At 69.8% G+C, this 20,304-nt stretch carries 7 protein-coding genes and 1 pseudogene; 2 read left to right on the top strand and 6 right to left on the bottom strand.

Features of this window, described 5'->3' with window-relative positions; genetic code table 11:
- Nucleotide 1: 1 nt before the first annotated feature.
- Both AC0KS4_RS09700 and AC0KS4_RS09695 read right to left on the bottom strand, forming a co-directional pair.
- Nucleotides 2–12,511 carry a type I polyketide synthase gene (locus AC0KS4_RS09700; RefSeq protein ID WP_238957958.1) on the bottom strand — a complete coding sequence of 4,170 codons (12,510 nt, stop codon included), beginning with the start codon at nt 12,509–12,511 and terminating at the stop codon, nt 2–4.
- 362 nt (nt 12,512–12,873) lie between these two features.
- The gene (locus AC0KS4_RS09695; protein ID WP_238957957.1) at nt 12,874–13,224 is read right to left on the bottom strand and encodes a hypothetical protein; all 351 of its coding nucleotides are present in this window, start codon (nt 13,222–13,224) and stop codon (nt 12,874–12,876) included.
- Between the two features lie 172 nt (nt 13,225–13,396).
- Between AC0KS4_RS09695 and AC0KS4_RS09690 the strand changes: the two genes are divergently transcribed.
- Entirely contained in the window at nt 13,397–13,732 is a 336-nt protein-coding gene (locus AC0KS4_RS09690) for an RNA polymerase-binding protein RbpA (protein WP_007770897.1), read from the top strand.
- 9 nt (nt 13,733–13,741) lie between these two features.
- On the opposite strand, the pseudogene lnt reads toward AC0KS4_RS09690, so the two are convergent.
- The 3 genes and pseudogenes from lnt to AC0KS4_RS09675 form a co-directional block, all read right to left on the bottom strand.
- A pseudogene (lnt, locus tag AC0KS4_RS09685) lies at nt 13,742–16,337 on the bottom strand (apolipoprotein N-acyltransferase).
- A gap of 268 nt (nt 16,338–16,605) precedes the next feature.
- Nucleotides 16,606–18,138: an amidohydrolase gene (locus AC0KS4_RS09680; protein WP_238958049.1), complete on the bottom strand. Its 1,533-nt coding sequence runs from the start codon at nt 18,136–18,138 to the stop codon at nt 16,606–16,608.
- A gap of 468 nt (nt 18,139–18,606) precedes the next feature.
- Complete coding sequence (locus AC0KS4_RS09675; protein WP_238957956.1) at nt 18,607–19,128, bottom strand: FxsA family protein; 522 nt, start codon at nt 19,126–19,128, stop codon at nt 18,607–18,609.
- 73 nt (nt 19,129–19,201) lie between these two features.
- Between AC0KS4_RS09675 and AC0KS4_RS09670 the strand changes: the two genes are divergently transcribed.
- Nucleotides 19,202–19,909, top strand: coding sequence for a dienelactone hydrolase family protein (locus AC0KS4_RS09670; protein ID WP_225326827.1), 708 nt, complete (start codon nt 19,202–19,204; stop codon nt 19,907–19,909).
- A gap of 3 nt (nt 19,910–19,912) precedes the next feature.
- Here the strand turns inward: AC0KS4_RS09670 and AC0KS4_RS09665 are convergent, their stop codons facing one another.
- A complete protein-coding gene (locus AC0KS4_RS09665) occupies nt 19,913–20,293 on the bottom strand; it encodes a PPOX class F420-dependent oxidoreductase (protein WP_238957955.1) in 381 nt (126 codons plus the stop codon).
- Nucleotides 20,294–20,304: the final 11 nt, after the last annotated feature.

Here is a 20,304-nt window from a genome sequence, read left to right as displayed (position 1 = left end):
GCTAGTCGTCGTCGTCCAACAGCGCCGCGTTGACCAGATCATCGAGGTCCATGTCGGCGATGTCCTTCTCCGTGGTCACCGGCGCCGCGGACGGCCCACCGCCACTCGATTCGTCGGCCAGCGCCAGCAGCAGCTCCAACACGCCGGCCTGCCGGAGGCGCTTGACCGGAATGGACCCGACAACACGCTGGATCTCGGCTTCGCCCGGCGCCGCGGCCGCCGCGGTGTGTTCCGACGCCCCGAGGAGTTCTCGATGCATGTAGCCGGCCAGCGCCGCGGAATTCGGGTAGTCGAAGATGAGCGTCGGTGAAAGCGGCAGTCCGGTCGCGGCTTTGAGCCGGTTGCGCATCTCGACTGCGGTCAGGGAGTCGAAGCCGAGCTCCTGGAACGCCCGGTCCGGGTGGATCGCCTCCGGGCTGGAGCTGCCGAGCACGGTGGCGATGTGGGAACGCACCAAATCCAGCAGGATCGCCTGCTGCTCGTCCTCGGGTAGCCCTTCGAGGCGTTGCAGCAGGGCAGATTTCGACTTGGCGGCGGCCAGCGAGTCGTCGACCTGACGCCGGGTTGGGGCGTTGATCAGGTCGACGAACATCGGCGGCAATGTGCCCGAGTCGAACTTGACGCGCAGCGCCGCGAGGTCGATGTGGGCGGGCAGCATGAACGGCTCGTCGACGATGAGCGCGGTGTCCATCAGCTCCAGCGCCTGGTCCGAGGACATCGCGACGATCCCGTCCCGGCCAAATCGGGCGAGATCGGCGGCGCCCAGCCCGCCGGTCATGGCGCTGGCCTGATCCCACAGCCCCCAGCCCAGCGAGATCGCCGGCAGCCCGTGGGCGCGTCGATGCGCGGCCAACCCGTCCAGGAACGAGTTGCCGGCGGCGTAGTTGGCCTGACCGGAGGCGCCCGCCAGCCCGGCGATCGACGAAAACATCACGAACGCCGACACATCCAGGTCGCGCGTCAACTCGTGCAAGTTCCACGCCGCATCGACCTTGGACCGCAGCACGGCATTCATCCGCTCGGGACTCAGCGACGTCACCACCGCGTCGTCCAGCACGCCGGCGGCATGGATCACGCCGGTCAGCGGGCGCTGCATCGGGATGTCGGCGATCACCTTGGCCAATGCCTCGCGGTCGGCGGCGTCGCAGGCCACCGTCTCCGCGTGCGCGCCGGCCGCGCTCAGCTCGGCCACCAGCTCGGCAGCACCCGGCGCGTCAAGACCGCGGCGGCTGACCAACACGACGTTGCGCGCGCCGTGGCGGGTCACGACGTGTCGCGCGACCGCCGAACCGGCCATCCCGGTGGCGCCGGTGATCAACACCGTGCCCGACGTCCACGCGTCGGGCATGGTCATGACAACCTTGCCGACATGGCGGGCCTGGCTCAGGTAGCGCAGCGCGGCGGGCGCGCGGCGCACGTCGAATCTGGTCACCGGCAGCGGCCTCAGCACGTCCTCGGCGAACATGGCGGCCAGCTCGTCGAGCATCTGCGCAATGCGGTCCGGTCCGGCTTCGAAGAGGTCGAAAGCGCGGTAGCGCACACCGGAGTGGTCCCGGGCGACGACCTGGGGATCGCGGATGTCGGTCTTGCCCATCTCCAAGAACACCCCGCCGGGCGCGACCAGGCGCAGGGAGGCGTCCACGAAATCGCCGGACAGCGAGTCGAGCACGATGTCCATCCCGCGCCCGCCGGTGACGGCCCGGAACTTGTCCTCGAACTCGAGGCTGCGCGAATCACCGATGTGATCGTCGTCAAAACCCATGGCCCGCAAGGTGTCCCACTTGCCGCGGCTGGCGGTCGCGAACACCTCCAGTCCGATCTGGCGGGCCAGCTGGACCGCGGCCATTCCCACCCCGCCGGCGGCGGCGTGCACCAGCACCCGCTGACCGGGCTGGGCGGTGGCCAGGTCCACCAGGGCGTAGCGCGCCGTGGCGAACACCACCGAAGCCGTCGCGGCGGCGGTGTGTGACCATCCCGCCGGCACCTTGACGAGCAGTCGCTCGTCGGTCTTGGCGATCGTCCCGGTGCCGTCCGGGAAAAGCCCCATGACGCGGTCGCCTACCGCGAAACGCCCATTCTGCGAGCCGGTTTCGGTGATCACGCCGGCGGCCTCGATGCCCATGATCGCGTCCGGATCGGGATACAGGCCCAATGCGATCATGACGTCACGGAAGTTGGCGGCGATGGCCGACAGCGCCACCCGCACCTGGCCGGGCCCCAAGGGCGCGTCGGCGTCGGGAATCCGCTCTATCCGCAGGTTTTCGATCGTGCCGTAGCTGCTCATGCCCAGCCGCCACGGCCCCTCCTCGGGCGGCGTCAGCAGGCTGCCGACCGCCCGGCTGCCGAGCACCCGTGCGGTGTAGACCATCCCGTTGCGCAGCAACGCCTGCGGCTCGCCGACCGCCAACACGGAGGCGATCGCGTCGGAATCCAGTGGCGCATCGGTGTCGACGAGCACGATCCGGCCGGGGTGTTCGGTCTGCGCCGACCGCACCAGGCCCCACACCGCCGCGCCGGCCAAATCGGTGACGTCCTCACCCGGCAGCGTCATCGCGCCCCGGGTCGCCACCACCAGCGTTGCGGCGGCGTCGCGAGACAGCCAGGACTGCAGCACCGGCAGCACGGCCCGCGTCGCCGCGTACACCTCGGTGACCACGTCGCCGGAGACCGGCTGCGATTCGAACAGCACCACCGATCGCTCGGCCCCGTCGTCAACCGATTCGACGGAATCCGGTGCGCCCCAGGCACTGACCGACACCGATGGCACCGTCGATGACGGCTGGGCGGACCAGATCAGCTCGAAGAGGCGATCCGGCCCCGAATTCGACACCGCGGCCAGGAGCTGCTGATCGGTCACCGGACGCGCCACCATCGATGCCACCGAGAGCACCGGCAGCCCCAAGCCATCGGCCAGTTCGATCGACACCGCCGAGGGGCTCACCGGCATGATCCGCGCGCGCACCGCCGCCGCCCCCGCGGCGTGCAACGACACCTGCTGCCAGGAGAACGGCACCAGTATCGAGCCCTGCGCGAGCTCGTCATCCTCGGACGCCAAGATGACCGCGTGCAACGCCGCGTCGAGCATCACCGGGTGGACCCCGAACCCGGTCACCGACACCCCGGCGTCGGCGGGCAGGTTCACTTCGGCGAAGATTTCGTCGCCACGACGCCACATCGACGTCAAGCCACGGAACGCGGGGCCGTACCCGTAACCACGCTCGGCCAGCTGCTCATACCCGTCGCCGACATCCAACGAGACCGCACCCACCGGCGGCCACACGGACAGATCCGCGCTCGGTTGCACCGATCCCGCGCGCAAAACGCCTTCGGCGTGCAACGACCAACCCGAGCCCCCGTCGGTCCGCGAGAACACCGACACCGCACGCGCGCCTGAATCGTCCGGGCCGCCGACCACGACCTGAACCGCAACCGAACCGCCGGCCGGCAACACCAGCGGCGCCGCCAGATTCAACTCGTCGACGATTCCGCAGCCCACCTCGTCGCCGGCGCGGATGGCCAACTCGACGAATCCCGCTCCCGGGAACAGCACGACACCGCCGACGGCGTGATCGGCCAGCCAGCCTTGCGTGCCCGGGGACAACCGGCCGGTCAACACCACCCCGCCCGACGCCGGCAGTTCGACCACGGCGCCCAGCAGGGCGTGTTCGCCGGGGGCCAGGCCCAGGCCCGCAGCGTCCGCCGGGGCGTCGTCGCGCAAGAGCCAAAAGCGCCGGCGGTCAAAGGCATACGTGGGCAAATCGACGAGATTCGCCGTGCCGATTGCTGCGCGCCAGTCCACCGCCATCCCGGCGACGAACCCGTGCGCGACGGCGTTGACCAGGGCCACCGGCTCCGGCCGGTCCTTGCGCAGTGCGGACATCGTCGTCACCGGGTTTTCGGCCAGTGTTTCTTCGATCGACGCCGTCAGGCCGCTGCTCGGACCGACCTCGAGGAATCGGTTGCCGCCGGCCGAATGGGCGAAACGCACACTGTCGGCGAATCGCACCGCCTCGCGGACGTGCCGCTTCCAGTACGCCGCCGTTCCGAAGTCATCGGTGGCCAGATCGCCGGTCACGTTGGAGATGATCGGGATGGTCGGCGTGCCGATGGTCAGGCCCGCGGCCACGGTGCCGAATTCGTCGATCATGGCGTCCATCAACGGGGAGTGGAACGCATGCGAGACAGCGAGTTGGTGGACGCGCCGACCGTCGGCGCGGAGCCGGTCCGCGATCGCGGTCACCGCGTCTTCAGTTCCCGAAATCACCACGGAGGCAGGACCGTTGACGGCCGCGATGCCCGCCTCAGGAACCAGCAGCGGCCGTACCTCGTCTTCGGTGGCCTGCACGGCGACCATCGCCCCGCCCGCAGGCAGCGCCTGCATGAATCGACCCCGGGCGGCCACGAGGACGGCGGCGTTCTTCAGCGACAGAACACCGGCGGCGTGCGCGGCGGACAGCTCGCCGATCGAGTGGCCCATCACGAAGTCAGGGTGTATGCCCCAGGATTCGAGCAGCCGGAACAACGCGACTTCGACCGCGAACAGCGCCGGCTGAGCGAATTCGGTGGTGTTCAAAAGGCTTTCGTCGTTGCCCCACATGACGTCGCGCAGAGGGCGCAGCAGGTGCTGATCCAGTTCGGCCAGGACCGCGTCGAAGGCCTCGGCGAAAATCGGGTACGCGCCGTGCAATCCCCTACCCATGCCGAGCAGCTGGGAGCCCTGGCCGGGAAAGACGAAGACGGTCTTGCCGCCGGGTGTTGCCGTACCGCGAATGATCGAGGGCGCCAGCTCGTCTGCGGCCAACTCGTCCAGCCCGGCCAGCAGGCCGTCGCGGTCGTCGCCGACGATGACGGCACGCTGTTCGAACCTCGATCGGCCCGCCAGCGTCCAGCCCACATCGGCGACGTCGAGATCCGGGTGGGCGCGCAGATGGGTCGCCAGCCGGGCGGCCTGAGACCTCAACGCCGACGGCGATTTCGCCGACACCATCCACGGCAGGACAAACACCTCGGGGCGCTCGGTCACCTGAACGGCGCTCGGGGAGGTCTCAGATGGGACGGCCTCGATGATCACGTGCGCGTTGGTGCCGCTGATACCGAACGACGACACCCCGGCCCGACGCGGACGCTCCGCCCGCCAGGGCCGAGCCTCGGTCAGCAACGACACCAACCCCGCCGACCAATCCACATGCGGGCTCGGCTCATCGACATGCAACGTCGCGGGCAGCGTTTCGTGGCGCATCGCCTGCACCATCTTGATCACACCCGCCACACCCGCGGCGGCCTGCGTATGACCCATGTTCGACTTAATCGACCCCAACCACAGCGGCTCACCACGATCCTGCCCATAAGTCGCCAACAACGCCTGCGCCTCGATCGGATCACCCAACGTCGTCCCGGTCCCATGCCCCTCAACGACATCCACCTCGGCCGCCGACAACCCCGCATTAGCCAACGCCGCACGCACCACCCGCTGCTGCGACGGCCCATTAGGCGCCGTCAACCCGTTAGACGCCCCATCCTGATTGACCGCCGAACCCCGCACCACCGCCAACACCGGATGCCCCAACCGCTGCGCATCCGACAACCGCTCCACCACGAGCATGCCGCCGCCCTCGGAGAATCCGGTGCCGTCGGCCGCGCCCGCATAGGCCTTGCATCGGCCGTCCACGGACAATCCGCGCATCCGGCTGAACTCGACGAAGATGTCGGGCGTGGCGTTGACCGTGACGCCGCCGGCCAGCGCCAGGTCGCACTCCCCCGAGCGCAGCGACTGCACCGCCATGTGCAACGCCACCAACGACGACGAGCACGCCGTGTCCACCGACACCGCCGGGCCCTCCAACCCCAGCACATACGACACGCGGCCGGACGCGACACTCGAGGACTGACCGGTCAGCCGGAAGCCCTCCGCGGTGGGCGCGGCGTGCATGCCGTAGCCCTGCGTGTACACGCCGGCGAACATGCCGGTGGCGCTGCCGCGCAGCGCGCCGGGTTCAATCCCCGCCCGCTCCAAGGCTTCCCAGGAGAGCTCGAGGAAAATGCGTTGCTGCGGGTCCATCGCGAGTGCCTCGCTCGGCGCGATGCCGAAGAAGGCCGGGTCGAAGTCCGCGACGCCGTCGACGAAACCCCCGGTGCGGGTGTAGCAGGTGCCCGGGACGTCGGGATCCGGGTTGTACACGCCGGCCAGATCCCAGCCGCGGTCGGTCGGGAATTCGGAGAGCACATCGCGGCCCTCGGTGAGCATCTGCCACAGATCCTCGGGGGAATTCACCCCGCCCGGATACCGGCACGCCATGCCGACGATCACGATCGGATCGTCCTGGGTGGCGCGCGCGACCGGGGCGTGCTTGATCTCCTGCGGGGCCCCGGCGAGCTCGGTGCGGATGTAGCCGGCCAGGCCGTTGGGTGTCGGGTAGTCGAAGATCAGTGTGGGCGAAAGCGCCAGTCCCGTCGCGGTTTTGAGGCGGTTCCGCATTTCGACCGCGGTCAGCGAGTCAAAGCCCAACTCCTGGAACGCCTTGTCCGGGTCGATCGCCTCGGCGGAGGTGTTGCCCAGCACGGTGGCGATATGCGAACGCACCAGGTCCAGCAGCACGGCGTGCTGCTCGGCCTCGGAGAGGCCATCCAGGCGATGCGCCAGAGCCGATTTGGACTTCGCGGCCGCGAGCGAGTCGTCGACCCGGCGCCGCGTGGGCGCGTTGACCAGGTCGGCGAACATCGGTGGCACCGCGACCGCATGGGCGCGCAGCGCGCCGAGATCGATGCGGGCGGGCGCCAGGAAGGGTTCGTCGACGATCAATGCCGTGTCGAACAGTTCCATCGCCTCGTCCGAGGACAACGCCAAGATTCCGTCGCGGCCCAGCCGGGCGAGGTCGGCGGCGTCGAGACTGCCGGTCATGGCGCTGGCCTGGTCCCACAGGCCCCAGCCCAGCGAGATCGCCGACAGCCCCTGCGCGCGCCGATGTGCCGCCAGCCCGTCGAGGAACGAGTTCGCGGCGCCGTAGTTGCCCTGGCCCGACGAGCCCACCAGTCCGGCCATCGACGAAAACATCACGAACGCCGACAGATTCAGGTCGCGGGTCAGTTCGTGCAGGTTGAAAGCCGCGTCGATTTTGGCCCGCAGCACCGCGTCGACCCGTTCGGGCGTCAGCGAGGTGACCATCGCGTCGTCGAGCACGCCGGCCGCGTGGATCACGCCGGACAACGGCCGCTGCGCCGACAGTTCGGTGATCACCGCGGCCAGCGCCGTCCGGTCGGCTGCGTCGCAGGCGATCACTCGCACCCGGGCGCCTGCCGCTTCCACCTCGGCGATCAGCTCGGCGGCTCCCGGCGCGTCCGGTCCCCGCCGGCTCAGCAACGCCAGGTCTTCGACGCCGTGGTGCGCCACCAGGTGACGAGCCAACGTGGAGCCCGCCATGCCGGTCCCGCCGGTGATCAGCACCGTGCCCGAGGCCAGGCCGACACCCGGTCCGGTAGGCACAGTCATGACGACCTTGCCGATGTGACGGGCCTGGCTCAAATAGCGCAACGCCGCGCGACCGCGGCGGATGTCAAACGTCGTCACCGGCAACGGTTTCAGGACCCCGGCGTCGAACAGTCCGGCGAGCTCGATCATCCACTGGTGCATCCGGGGACGTCCGGGCTCGAACAGGTCGAAGGCGCGATAGCGGACGCCCGGGTACTCCTGGGCCACCACGCCCGGATCGCGGATGTCGGTCTTGCCCATTTCCAGGAACATGCCGCCGGGAGCGACCAGGCGCAGGGAGGCGTCGACGAATTCCCCGGCGAGCGAGTCCAGCACCACGTCCATGCCGGCCCCGCCGGTGACCGAGCGGAACTTGTCCTCGAACTCGAGGCTGCGGGAATCCGAGATGTGGTCGTCGTCGAAGCCCATGGCCCGCAAGGTGTCCCACTTGCCTCGGCTCGCGGTGGCGAACACCTCCAGGCCCAAGTACCGGGCGAGCTGGACGGCCGCCATCCCGACCCCACCGGCGGCGGCATGCACCAGCACCCGCTGCCCGAGCTTGACCTCGGCCAGGTGGATGAACGCCATGTACGCGGTGGTGAAGACAGCGGAAATGCCGGCGGCGTCGGCGTAGGACCAGTCGGCGGGCTTGCGCTGCAACAGGCGGACGTCACCGGGTACCAGGGTGCCGCTGCCGTCGGGGAAGAACCCGTACACCGAATCGCCGACGGCGAATTCGGTGACTCCCGGCCCGACCTCGACCACCACCCCGGCGCCTTCGCCACCGAGCAGCGCCTCATGGGTGAACATGCCCAGGGTGATCATGACGTCGCGGAAGTTAGTGGCGATCGCGCGCAGGGCCACGCGAACCTGACCCGGCTCCAGCGGAGCGTCGGCGTTGGGAACCGGCTCGAGTTGCAGGTTTTCGAAGGTGCCCGCGCTGCTGATGCCCAGCCGCCACGGTCGGTCTTCGGGCGGTGTCATGATGCCGTCGACCGCGCGGCTGCCGCGCACCCGCGCGGTGTGGGCCTTGCCGTCGCGCAGCAGCACCTGGGGTTCGCCGACCGCGAGAACGGTCGCTACCGCGCTATCGTCCAGCGGGGCATCGGAATCCACCAGCACGATCCGGCCGGGGTGCTCGGTTTGCGCCGCCCGCACCAGCCCCCACACGGCCGCGCCCGCCAGATCGGGTACGTCCTCCCCCGCCAGTCCCATCGCGCCGCGCGTCGCGACGACCAAGACCCCGGCGTCATGCTCGGTCAGCCACGACTGCACGGCGGCCAGAACCTCATGTGTGCGGCGATACGATCCGGTGACCGGATCCTCCTCGGCCGCAAAGGATTCGAAGACCTCGTGCGCTGGCAACTCCCCGGTGGACGCGGTCGCGGGCGCCCACTCCACCTCGAAGAGCCGGTCCGGGCCCGAAGCCGACACCGCCGCGCGCAGCTGCCGCTCGCTCACCGAGCGAGCCACCATCGCGCGCACGGACAGCACCGGCAACCCCAGGCCGTCGGCCAGCTCGATCGACACCGCGCTGGCGGCGGCCGGCGCGATGCGCGCGCGCACCGCCGACGCACCCGCGGCATGCAACGACACGCCCTGCCAGGAGAACGGCAACACCACTTCGTCGGTGTGGTCGGCCATTTGGTGGCCGATGACCAGCGCGTGCATGGCCGCGTCGAGCAGCGCCGGGTGCACGCCGAACCCGGTGACGCCCCCGGCGGCGTCGGGCAGCCGCACCTCGGCGAATACCTCGTCGCCGCGTACCCAGGCCGCGGTCAAGCCCCGGAAAGCCGGGCCGTAACCGTAACCGCGCGCGGCCAATTGCTCGTAACCGTCCGCCGGGTCGACCGCGACGGCGCCCGCCGGCGGCCATGCCGACAGATCCGCGCCCGGCTCGACCGAGCCGGTGCTCAGCGTTCCCTCGGCGTGGCACACCCAGCCCGAACCGGCGCCGGGGCGCGAGTAGATCGACACGACGCGCTGACCGGACTCCTCGGCGGGGCCTACCACCACCTGGATGGCAACCGATCCCGACCCGGAACCCTTGGCCGGCAACATCAACGGCGCCTGCAAGGTCAGTTCGTCGACCGTCGAACACCCGACTTCGTCGCCGGCGCGAATCGCCAGCTCCACGAACCCGGCGCCGGGGAACACGACCGCACCGGACACGGCGTGATCGGTCAGCCAGCCCTGCTGGCTGGGCGACAGGCGGCCCGTGAGCACCACCCCGCCCGAGGCCGGCAGCTCGACGACCGCGCCCAGCAGCGGGTGCTCGCTGGTTCCCAGCCCCAGGCCCGTGGCGTCGGCCGCGACGCCTTCGCCGGACAGCCAAAACCGCCGTCGGTCAAAGGCATACGTCGGCAGCTCGACGAAGCCGGCGCCGCCCAGCGCGCCGCGCCAACCCACGCTCACTCCCGCGACGAACGCGGTGGCGGCCGACGTCAGGAACCGGTCGAGGCCGCCGTCGTCGCGTCCCAGGGTGGGAATGACTTTCGCTTCGGAGACCTCGGCGTAGCGGTCGGCCTGGTGGTTGGCGGTGTCCTCGATCCCGGCGACCAGGGCCGGATGCGGGCTGGACTCGATGAACGTCCGGTATCCGTGCTCGCTCGCGCTGCGCACGGCCTGGTCGAACTGCACGGTCTGTCGGATGTTGCGGTACCAGTAGTCGGCGTCCAATCCCGCTGTGTCCAAGCGGTTTCCGGTCACCGTGGAAAAGAACGCGATGCGCGAGGAACGCGCCTCGATACCGGACAGTGCCTCGGCGAGGTCATCGCGGATCGCCTCGACCTCGACCGAGTGCGAGGCGTAGTCCACGTCGATCCGCCGGGTCCTCAGTTCGAGGTCGGCGCAGAAGCCGACGAGCTCGTCGAGCGCGGCGACATCGCCCGATACCACCACGGCCGATCGGCCGTTGACCGCGGCGATGCTGACCCGATTTCCGTAGGGCGCCAACAACTCCCGCGCCCGCTCGGTGCTGCAGGCGATCGACAGCATGCCGCCGGGGCCGGCCAGCGATCGCAGCAGCTTGCTGCGCAGCGTGACCACGCGGGCGGCGTCGCGCAGCGACAAGGCGCCGGCGACGTAGCCCGCGGCGATTTCGCCTTGCGAGTGGCCGATCACCGCATCCGGACTGACCCCGACCGATTTCCAGAGTTCGGCCAGCGACACCATCACCGCGAAGAGCACCGGCTGCACCACGTCGACGCGGTCCATCCCCGGGGCGCCGGGTGCGCCGCGCAGCACGTCGATCAGCGACCAGTCGACGAATTCCGAGAACGCCTCTTCGCACGCCTGGATCTGTCGCGCGAAAACCGGTGCGGTATCCAGCAATTCGACGCCCATGCCCAGCCATTGGGAACCCTGGCCGGGGAAGACGAACACGGTCTTGCCCGGCGGCGTCGCGGTGCCGCGCAGAACCGTCCCGGCCGGGTCGTCGTTGGCCAGCTCGTCCAGCCCGGCCAGCAACCGGTCCCGGTCGCCTCCGACCACCACCGCCCGGTGCTCGAACATCGCGCGGCCGGCCAGCGTCCAGCCCACGTCCGCGACGTCCAATTCATCGTGGCCTCGCAGATGTTCGGCCAGGCGCGCAGCCTGCGCCGCCAGCGCCGTGGGCGACTTCGCCGACAACGCCCACGGGACCACAGGTAGCGCCGGACCGGCTTCCCGCTGCGGGGCCTCCGGGCCCGACTCGATGATCACGTGCGCGTTGGTGCCGCTGATACCGAACGACGACACCCCGGCCCGACGCGGCCCATCCGCCCGCCAGGGCCGAGCCTCGGTCAGCAACGACACCAACCCCGCCGACCAATCCACATGCGGGCTCGGCTCATCGACATGCAACGTCGCGGGCAGCGTTTCGTGGCGCATCGCCTGCACCATCTTGATCACCCCGGCCACACCCGCGGCGGCCTGCGTATGACCCATGTTCGACTTAATCGACCCCAACCACAGCGGCTCACCACGATCCTGCCCATAAGTCGCCAACAACGCCTGCGCCTCGATCGGATCACCCAACGTCGTCCCGGTCCCATGCCCCTCAACGACATCCACCTCGGCCGCCGACAACCCCGCATTAGCCAACGCCGCACGCACCACCCGCTGCTGCGACGGCCCATTAGGCGCCGTCAACCCGTTAGACGCCCCATCCTGATTGACCGCCGAACCCCGCACCACCGCCAACACCGGATGCCCCAACCGCTGCGCATCCGACAGGCGCTCGACGACCAGGATCGCCCCGCCCTCCGACCAGCCGACGCCGTCGGCCGCACCGGCGTACGCCTTGCATCGCCCGTCGGGCGCCAATCCCCGGTGCCGGCTGAATTCCACGAAGACCGTCGGCGTGGCGTTGACGGTCGCGCCGCCGGCCAGCGCCAGGTCGCACTCCCCCGAGCGCAGCGACTGCACCGCCATGTGCAACGCCACCAACGACGACGAGCACGCCGTGTCCACCGACACCGCCGGGCCCTCCAACCCCAGCACATACGACACCCGCCCCGAGGCGACGCTGGAGGTCATGCCGGTCAGCCGGTAGCCCTCGATCTCCTCGGCGAGCATGCCGTAGCCCTGGACGATGAGCCCCGCGAACACCCCGGTGGCGCTGCCGCGCAGCCCGCTGGGGTCAATCCCGGCCCGCTCCAACGCTTCCCACGACAGCTCCAGCAGCATCCGGTGCTGGGGATCCATGGCCAGGGCTTCGCTGGGTGCGATGCCGAAGAAGGCCGGGTCGAAGTCCGCGACGCCGTCGACGAAACCCCCGGTGTTCACGTAGCACTTGTGGCGGGCGTCGGGATCGGGGTCATACAGCGCCCCGAGGTCCCAGCCACGATCGGCGGGAAAGTCCGAGATCACGTCGCGGCCGTCGGCGACCATTTGCCACAGCGACTCGGGGCTGTCGACGCCGCCGGGGAAGCGACACGACATCCCGACGATCGCGATCGGCTCGCTCGACCGCTCCAGTAGCGCGCGGTTGGTGCGCTTCAGGCGGTCAACCTGGACCAGCGCTTTCCGCAGCGCTTCGGTCGCATGCTGGAGTTGGTCCACCATCACTAAAACCTCGCCCTAACCCTCACCTAATGCCTGGCGTCTTGTCCCGCCGGATGCGGTTGTCGCCGATTCACGGGATTTGCTGCACGAGGCGACGCCGTGTTTCGTTCGACCAGCGTCGTGCTGCTCTCCGACCCAAGAATGTTGCTGGTGAGTATGGCCAACTCCGACTGGATTTCAAAACGTCCGCTACTCCCGACTGCTACAGGAGGACCGGCTTGGACAGGTGCGACGCCCCGCTGCGGCGGGATGCGCCACGTAGAGCCCGGTGAGCTCGCTGGACAACGGTCCGCCGTCGACGTGGCCCGTGGTCCATGGCGAGACTGTACCCGGCGAGCCATCGTCGGTGGTCAGGCGCAGTGTCAGACACCCGCTCGGCGCCAGCCGTCGGCGGCCCGGGCGGCATGGATCAGCGCATCGCACAACTGGCGCAGTTGGGTGGCCCCGGCGCCCTCCTCGAGCGCGGTGGCGACGTCCTCGGCGGCGCACCGCACTTGGTAGACGCGATCCGAGAGGTCGGCCGCGTCGTCGGCCGACAGCACCACCGCGTCGTCGGGCACTGCCGCCGCGCCGTGCCGGTGCAACGAGGCCCGTTGCTCGTAGGCCCGCTGCCGGCACGACTGCCGGCAATACTGGCGGCGACGGCCCATTCCCGCGTCGGTGACGTCTCGACCGCACCAGCGGCAGGGCTGCGGGTGGGTACGGCGGCTCACGCCTGCCGACTTTAGTCGGGATTCTCCTGCGATCCCGGTATCATTGATGGTCGCGTCGCGTATGCCGGCTCCCCGCCGGGAACTGCGCAGATCGCCGCAGCGTTGCTAGTCGAGAGAGAATTGCACTACAGGAGCCGGAGGGCTCCGAATACGACTTAAAGGAGTAGCACCCATGGCCGATCGCGTACTGAGAGGCAGTCGCCTCGGAGCCGTGAGCTACGAGACCGACCGCAACCACGACCTGGCCCCGCGCCAGCTCGCGAAGTACCGCACCGAGAACGGCGAGGAGTTCGAGGTTCCCTTCGCCGACGACGCCGAAATCCCCGGCACCTGGCTGTGCCGCAACGGCCTGGAAGGCACCCTGATCGAGGGTGATCTGCCCGAGCCGAAGAAGGTCAAGCCGCCGCGCACGCACTGGGACATGCTGCTGGAGCGCCGCTCGGTGGAAGAACTCGAAGAGCTGCTCAAGGAGCGCCTCGAGATCATCAAGACCCGTCGGCGGGGCTGACCCCGCGGCTCAGGTGCGGTTGTCGGCCCGGGTGGCGCGCGCGCCCGACCGGCGGCCCTGGACACCCCATCGGGTCACCTTGACCAGGGCCTCGCGGATGTTGGAACCGCTCATCTTGGACACGCCGAGTTCGCGTTCGGTGAACGTGATGGGCGCTTCGACGATGGTGAAGCCGTTGCAGATGGTCCGCCAGGTCAGGTCGATCTGGAAGCAGTAGCCCTTGGAGTCGACGCCGTCGAGGTCGATGGCCTCGAGAACCTCGCGGCGGTAGGCGCGGTAGCCGGCGGTGATGTCGTGCACCCCGATGCCCAGCGCCAGCCGCGCATAGGTGTTGGCGGTCCAGGACAGCGCCCAGCGCCGCCACGGCCAGTTGCGCACCGTCCCGCCGTCGACGTAGCGCGAGCCGATGGCCAGATCGGCGCCGTCGTCGACCGCCTCCAGCAGGCGGTGTAGCTGTTCGGGCGCGTGGCTGCCGTCGGCGTCCATCTCGACGAGCACCGAGTAGTCGCGGCCCAATCCCCAGGCGAAGCCCGCCAGGTACGCCGCGCCCAGGCCGTCCTTGGCGGTGCGGTGCATGACGTGGGTGCGACCGGAGTCGGCCGCGGCCAGCTCCTCGGCCAGCTGGCCGGTGCCGTCGGGGCTGCTGTCGTCCACGATGAGCAGGTGCACGTGCGGGCACGCGTCCTTGAGCCGCCGGTGGATCACCGGCAGGTTCTCCAGCTCGTTGTAGGTCGGGATGATCACCAAGACGCGCTGGCTGGGACGATTGCCCGGGGCGTGGGGCGCCGGCTGGCCGGTGGTCATGTAGCTCCTCTGTGTCGCCCGAAATCGAAAGAATGTCGGCCGTCCCCGGTGGGACGGAGTGTCGTCACCCGCCGTCGTCTGCCGGCGTGCGATCCCCGCCCTCGTCGGGCGCGGTGTCTGAGTCGTGCTCGTCGGGCGGGTGTGTGCCCGGGGTCGTACCGGCCGTTTTGGAAGGACGTGTCGATCGACCCGAGGGCCTCGGCCTGAGACGAATCCGACGCGGGAACCATCCATTGTGCCGTATCCCGGCCAAAATGACCGCCCCGGCCGCTGCCACGATGACCCACTGCAGCAACGGCGCCCAGCGGGTTGCCGGCGTCAACTTGGTCTTGAGGCGCACAGGCATGTCCAGGTACGCGGGCTGGAAGAAGTCGGTACGCGCCAACTCGCCGCCGTCGGGGGCGATCACGGCGCTGATTCCCGTGGTGCCCGCGACCACCACGTAGCGGTCGTGCTCGACTGCCCTGACCTTGGCGAATGCCAGCTGCTGTTCGCTCATCTTCTTGTTGAAGGTGGCGTTGTTGGCCGGCACGGCCAGTAGCTGGGCGCCGCCCAGGACCGCGTGTCGGGGGACGCGGTCGAAGATCACTTCCCAGCACGTCGCGACCCCGACCGGAACCCCAGCCATGTGGACCACGTCGCTACCGGGCCGGGGCACCATGGTTCCGGCGCGGCCCGCGTACCCCGACAGATGCTTGAACAGCCACGGCATCGGCAGGTACTCGCCGAACGGCTGCACGATTTCCTTGTCGTGGCGTTCGGCCGGGCCGGTGGCCGGATTCCACACGATCATGGTGTTCGTGTAGTGGGGATCCTCCGGGGGGCGTCCGGGGACTTCGAGCACGCTGCCGATCAGGATCGGGGCGCCGATCGCCGCCGCGGCCTGCGATATCTCCAGCGCGGCATCCGGGTTGACCAGCGGGTCGATGTCCGACGAATCTTCCGGCCAGATCACGAATTGCGGTTGCGGAGCGGCCCCGGCGCGCACGTCGTCGGCCAGCGCCAGCGTCTCGCGGACGTGGTTGTCCAGCACCGCCCGTCGCTGCTCGTTGAACTCGAAACCCAGCCGCGGCACGTTGCCCTGCACCGCCGCGACGGTCACCGACGGCTCACCTCCCGACCCGGTGCCCGCGTGCCGCACCTGCGGCCAGACCATGACCGACGCGAACAGCACCAGGCAGATGCAGATGCCGGGCAGCACCACCGCGGGCGGCGGCGGCTCACTTTCGGCTTGGTCTGCGGCGGCGTGCGCCGGGTGGCCCGAGCGCCACCACTTCACGATCTCCAGCGCGATGGCGGTCGCGCTGAAACCCACCAGCATGATCGCCATGGACAGCAGCGCGACGCCGCCGAGCTGAACCAGCGGCAGGAACGGGCCGTGCGTTTGGCCGAAGGCCACCGACCCCCAGGGGAAGCCGCCGAACGGGAAAACCGACTTCAGCCACTCCTGGGCCGCCCACAGCAGCGCGAACCAGATCGGCCAGCCGGGCAGCCGGCGAACGAGGACGGCGAACAGACCGAAGGCGGCGGGAAACAGCGCCGATACGGCCGCCAGTGCAAGCCACGGGACGGAACCGACCAGGAGCCCGACCCACGGCAGCAGCGGCAGGTAGAAGGCCAGGCCGAAGAGGAACGCGTAGCCCAGCCCGCCGCCCGGCGTCGTCGCGGGGTGAGTCAGCACCCACGCCAGCAACGCCGCGGCGACGACGGCACCCCACCACCAGTTCAGCGTCGGGAAGCTGGCGCACAGCAGCAGGCCGGCCACCACGGCGCCGATCAACCGGGTCAGCCGTGGCAGCATCGCGGCTTGGGCGGCGGGCAACCTCGCGATCACCGCGGCGACCAGCCCGGTCGCCGTCCGGCGCGCCCCGGTCCGCAGTCGATGGGTCAACCTCGCGTGTTCGCCGGGCCGTTCCGGTTCCCCGGGGTGAACGTCGGCGGGTTCGTCGTCGCGCTCCGATTCGGCCTCGTCGCTGATCGGGTCAATGTGCTCGTCCACCGGGTCGGTCCCACCGGTTGGGTCCGGGGACTCGCCTTGGTCCGGGGGCTCGTCGCCGCCCGACGAATGCCTAGCCATGGATGACAGCGCCCCGATGCACCGTTCGCCGGCACCGCGGTAGGGCATCGTTCGGGCCCAAGCGCGGCAACGCGGGCACGCGGGAACGCGGATCGGTCGACCAGCGCTGGACGGTGTCGCGGGGTGCGTGCACCTCCAGCGCCCCCGCATCCCAGATGGCGTACGACGCCGGCGCGCCCGGCGTCAGGGTGCCCGCCTTGCCGTCGCGCACACCGGCGGCCCGCCAGCCGCCGCGGGTGGCGGCAGCAAACGCGGCCCGCGCCGAGACCGCGCTGCCCGCGGTGCGATGGTTGACGGCCGCGCGCACGCTCGTCCACGGGCCTAAACCCGTCACCGGGGCGTCGGAACCTAGCGCGAGGGGCACGCCTTGGGATGCTAACAGCGCAAACGGGTTGAGCCGACTGCCTCGCTCGGCGCCGAGCCGGCGGGCGTACATGCCGTCGGCGCCGCCCCAGAGCGCATCGAAATTGGGCTGCACGCTGGCGATGACGCCCCACTGGCCCAGTTTGGCGGCCTGCTCGGCGTTGATCATCTCGACGTGCTCGAGGCGGTGGCCGCAGCGGGCGACGGCGACCGGCCCGAGGTCCGCGGCGACCCGTTCGAAGGCGCCCACCACGGTGGCGACGGCGGCGTCTCCGATGACGTGGAATCCGGCGGTGATCTTGGCCTCAGTGCACGCCCGAACGTGGGCCTCCACGTCGTCGGGGTCCAGGTAGGAGGTGCCCGTGCGGTCCGGCGCGTCGGCATAGGGCTCGTGCAGCCAGGCGGTGCGCGATCCGAGCGCTCCGTCGACGAACAGGTCACCGGCCAGCCCGCGGGCCCCGGTCGCGTCCATCAGCTCCCGGGCCTGGGCGGGGGTGCGCACCGGCTCGCCCCAGTAGCCGATCACTTCGACACCCTGATCGAGGGCACGCAGTTGCAGCCAGTCGTCGATCCCGCCGATCTGGGGTCCGGCGCACTCGTGCACCGCGACGATCCCGGCCGCCGCGGCGGCCCGCAGTGCCGCGGCGCGGGCCTCGGCGAGCTGCTCGGCGGTCAGCAGGTCGCGGGCGACGGCGCGCACCAGATGGTGTGCGTCGCCGGCAAGCGGGCGCTCCGCGCTGAAACCGGTCGCCGACGGGAGTTCGTCGACGAGCCGTCGCAGGCCCGTCGAGGCCGCCGCGGAGTGCACGTCCACGCGGGCCAGGTACGCCGGCCGGTCGCCGAGGACGGCGTCGAGGTCGCTGGTGCCGGGCGGGGTGTTGTCCGGCCACGACGTTTCATCCCACCCATGCCCCCACACCGGTTCGCCCGGATGGGCGGCGGCGTAGTCGGCGACCATCTGCAGGCACTGCGCGCGCGAGCCGGCCCGCCGCAGGTCCAGCCCGCTCAGGGTTAGTCCGGTAGCGGTCAGATGGATGTGGCTGTCGACGAATCCCGGCGCCACGAAACCGCCGTCGACGTCCTCGATGTCGGCATCGGGGAACATGGTGCGGCCGACCTCGTCGCTGCCCAGCCAGGCGATGACGCCGCCGCGGACCGCCATCGCGGTCGCTTCGGGGTGAGCGGGACTGTGCACCCGGCCGTTGATGAGCAGGGTCACCGGACTATCGGGGCCATTGGTCACGTGCCGTGACGATGCAGGCCGTGAAACGGCCTGAGGAGGAGGGGGACCATCGGTCACGTGCCGTGACGATGCAGGCCGTGAAACGGCCTGAGGAGGAGGGGGACCATCGGTCACGTGCCGTGACGATGCAGGCCGTGAAACGGCCTGAGGAGGAGCGGGGCCATTGGTCACGTGCCGTGACGATGCAGGCCGTGAAACGGCCTGAGGAGGAGCGGGGCCATTGGTCACGTGCCGTGACGATGCAGGCCGTGAAACGGCCTGAGGAGGAGCGGGACCATCGGTCACGTGCCGTGACGATGCAGGCCGTGAAACGGCCTGAGGAGGAGCGGGACCATTGGTCACAGCCCAAAGCTACGTGCAAGGGCAAATGCGGTTTGCCTCGCCGGCTCAGCGCCCGTCGAAGCGCTGGGTTCGCACCGGCCCGACGTCTTGGACGTCGATGACCTCGCCGTCGATGTAGTCGCCGTGGCCGCGGGCGTCACCCGGGTAAGACGCCGCCGGATACGGATTCGAGCGGAAAGTGGTCGCGTAACTGATTCCCGGCATCTGGCGCCGCAACGTGCGCACCGCGATGGCGCCCAACCCGGGGCCGGCCACAGACCGCACCGGCGGAATGAGCAGCAACAACCCCAGCGCCGTGCTGACCAGCCCGGGAATGAGAACAAGAAGCGCGGCCACACTGACCAGCGCGCCGTCGCCAGCCGCGTTGCGTGATCCGGCGAATCCGGAGCGCAATTGCCCGATCCGACGGATGAGGTGGGACCCTGCCATCGGGGCGACGATGCCCCACCCGAGCAGGAACGTCGCCAACAGCGTCAGCAGGGTCCAACCCCATCCGATCGTCGACACCAGCGCGAAGATCACCGCGAGTTCGACGACGGCATAAATCAGCAACAGCCGCGACACCATGTCAGGCCAACGTCTGTGGACCGCGCCCGAGTTCCCGTGGTGCTGTCCCCCGCGATTGCAGTTAGATGACGCTATGACGACGATTCAGATCGATACCCCCGACGGACCGATCGATGCGTTACTGAGCACGCCACCGGGGCAGGGGCCGTGGCCGGGCGTCGTGGTGATCCACGACGCGTTCGGCTACGGCCGCGACAAGCAGTCGACGAACGACCGCATCGCCCGGGCGGGTTATCTGGCGCTCACCCCGAACATGTACGCGCGCGGCGGCCGGATCCGCTGCATCTCCAGGGTCATGAAGGAGCTGCAGACGCAACGCGGCCGAGCCCTCGATGACATCCTCGCCGCGCGCGATCACCTGAAAGCCATGCCGGAATGTTCCGGCCAGGTCGGCATCGCGGGCTTCTGCATGGGCGGACAATTCGCACTGGTGATGTCGCCCAAGGGTTTTGGCGCCGCCGCGCCGTTCTACAGCACTCCCCTGCCCCGCAACCTCGACAAGACGCTCGACGGGGCGTGCCCGATCGTGGCCAGCTTGGGCGGCCGCGACCCGCTGGGACGGGGTGCGCCCGAGAAGCTGCGCAAGACGATCGCCGACAAGAACATCACCGCCGATGTGAAGGTCTATCCCGGTGCCGGGCACAGCTTCGCCAACGAGCTGCCCGCCCAGGGCCTGCTTCGGATCACCGGCTTCGGTTACGACGAGGCCGCCACCGAGGACGCCTGGCGCCGCGTTTTCGCGTTCTTCGGCGAACACCTGGCGGCGGGGGCAACGACGTAGTGTTCAAGCCACTTTCAGCTCGAGCCCCACGTTGTTTTCCATGCCGCCGCGCAGCTTGCTGAAGAGGTTGAACACTTTGCCCACGATGCCGTAGCGCTTGCCAATCGCCTCGTAGACCGCGCCCGTGTGCGACTTGTCGAGGATGACGGCTGTCCCCTCGACGGCCTCGCTGGTCGGTCGGCCGTTCATCGTGCAGGTGGCCAGCGTGACGCGAGGGGTGTTGCGGATCCGCTTGACCTTCCACGACGTTTCCTGGGTGATGACCAGGAGCCGGTCTTGATCCGGGGCGGCCCAGATCGGCGTCGGCTTGGGCCTGCCGTCCTTGGTGAAGGTGGTCAACAGGATGTATTGCGCCTTGGTGAGATCGGCGAAGGTCGGTGTCACGGTGCCAACCT

Source organism: Mycobacterium sp. NTMscope_MAC_12, from assembly GCF_976985675.1.
This window is presented reverse-complemented; position numbering and strand designations above follow the sequence as displayed.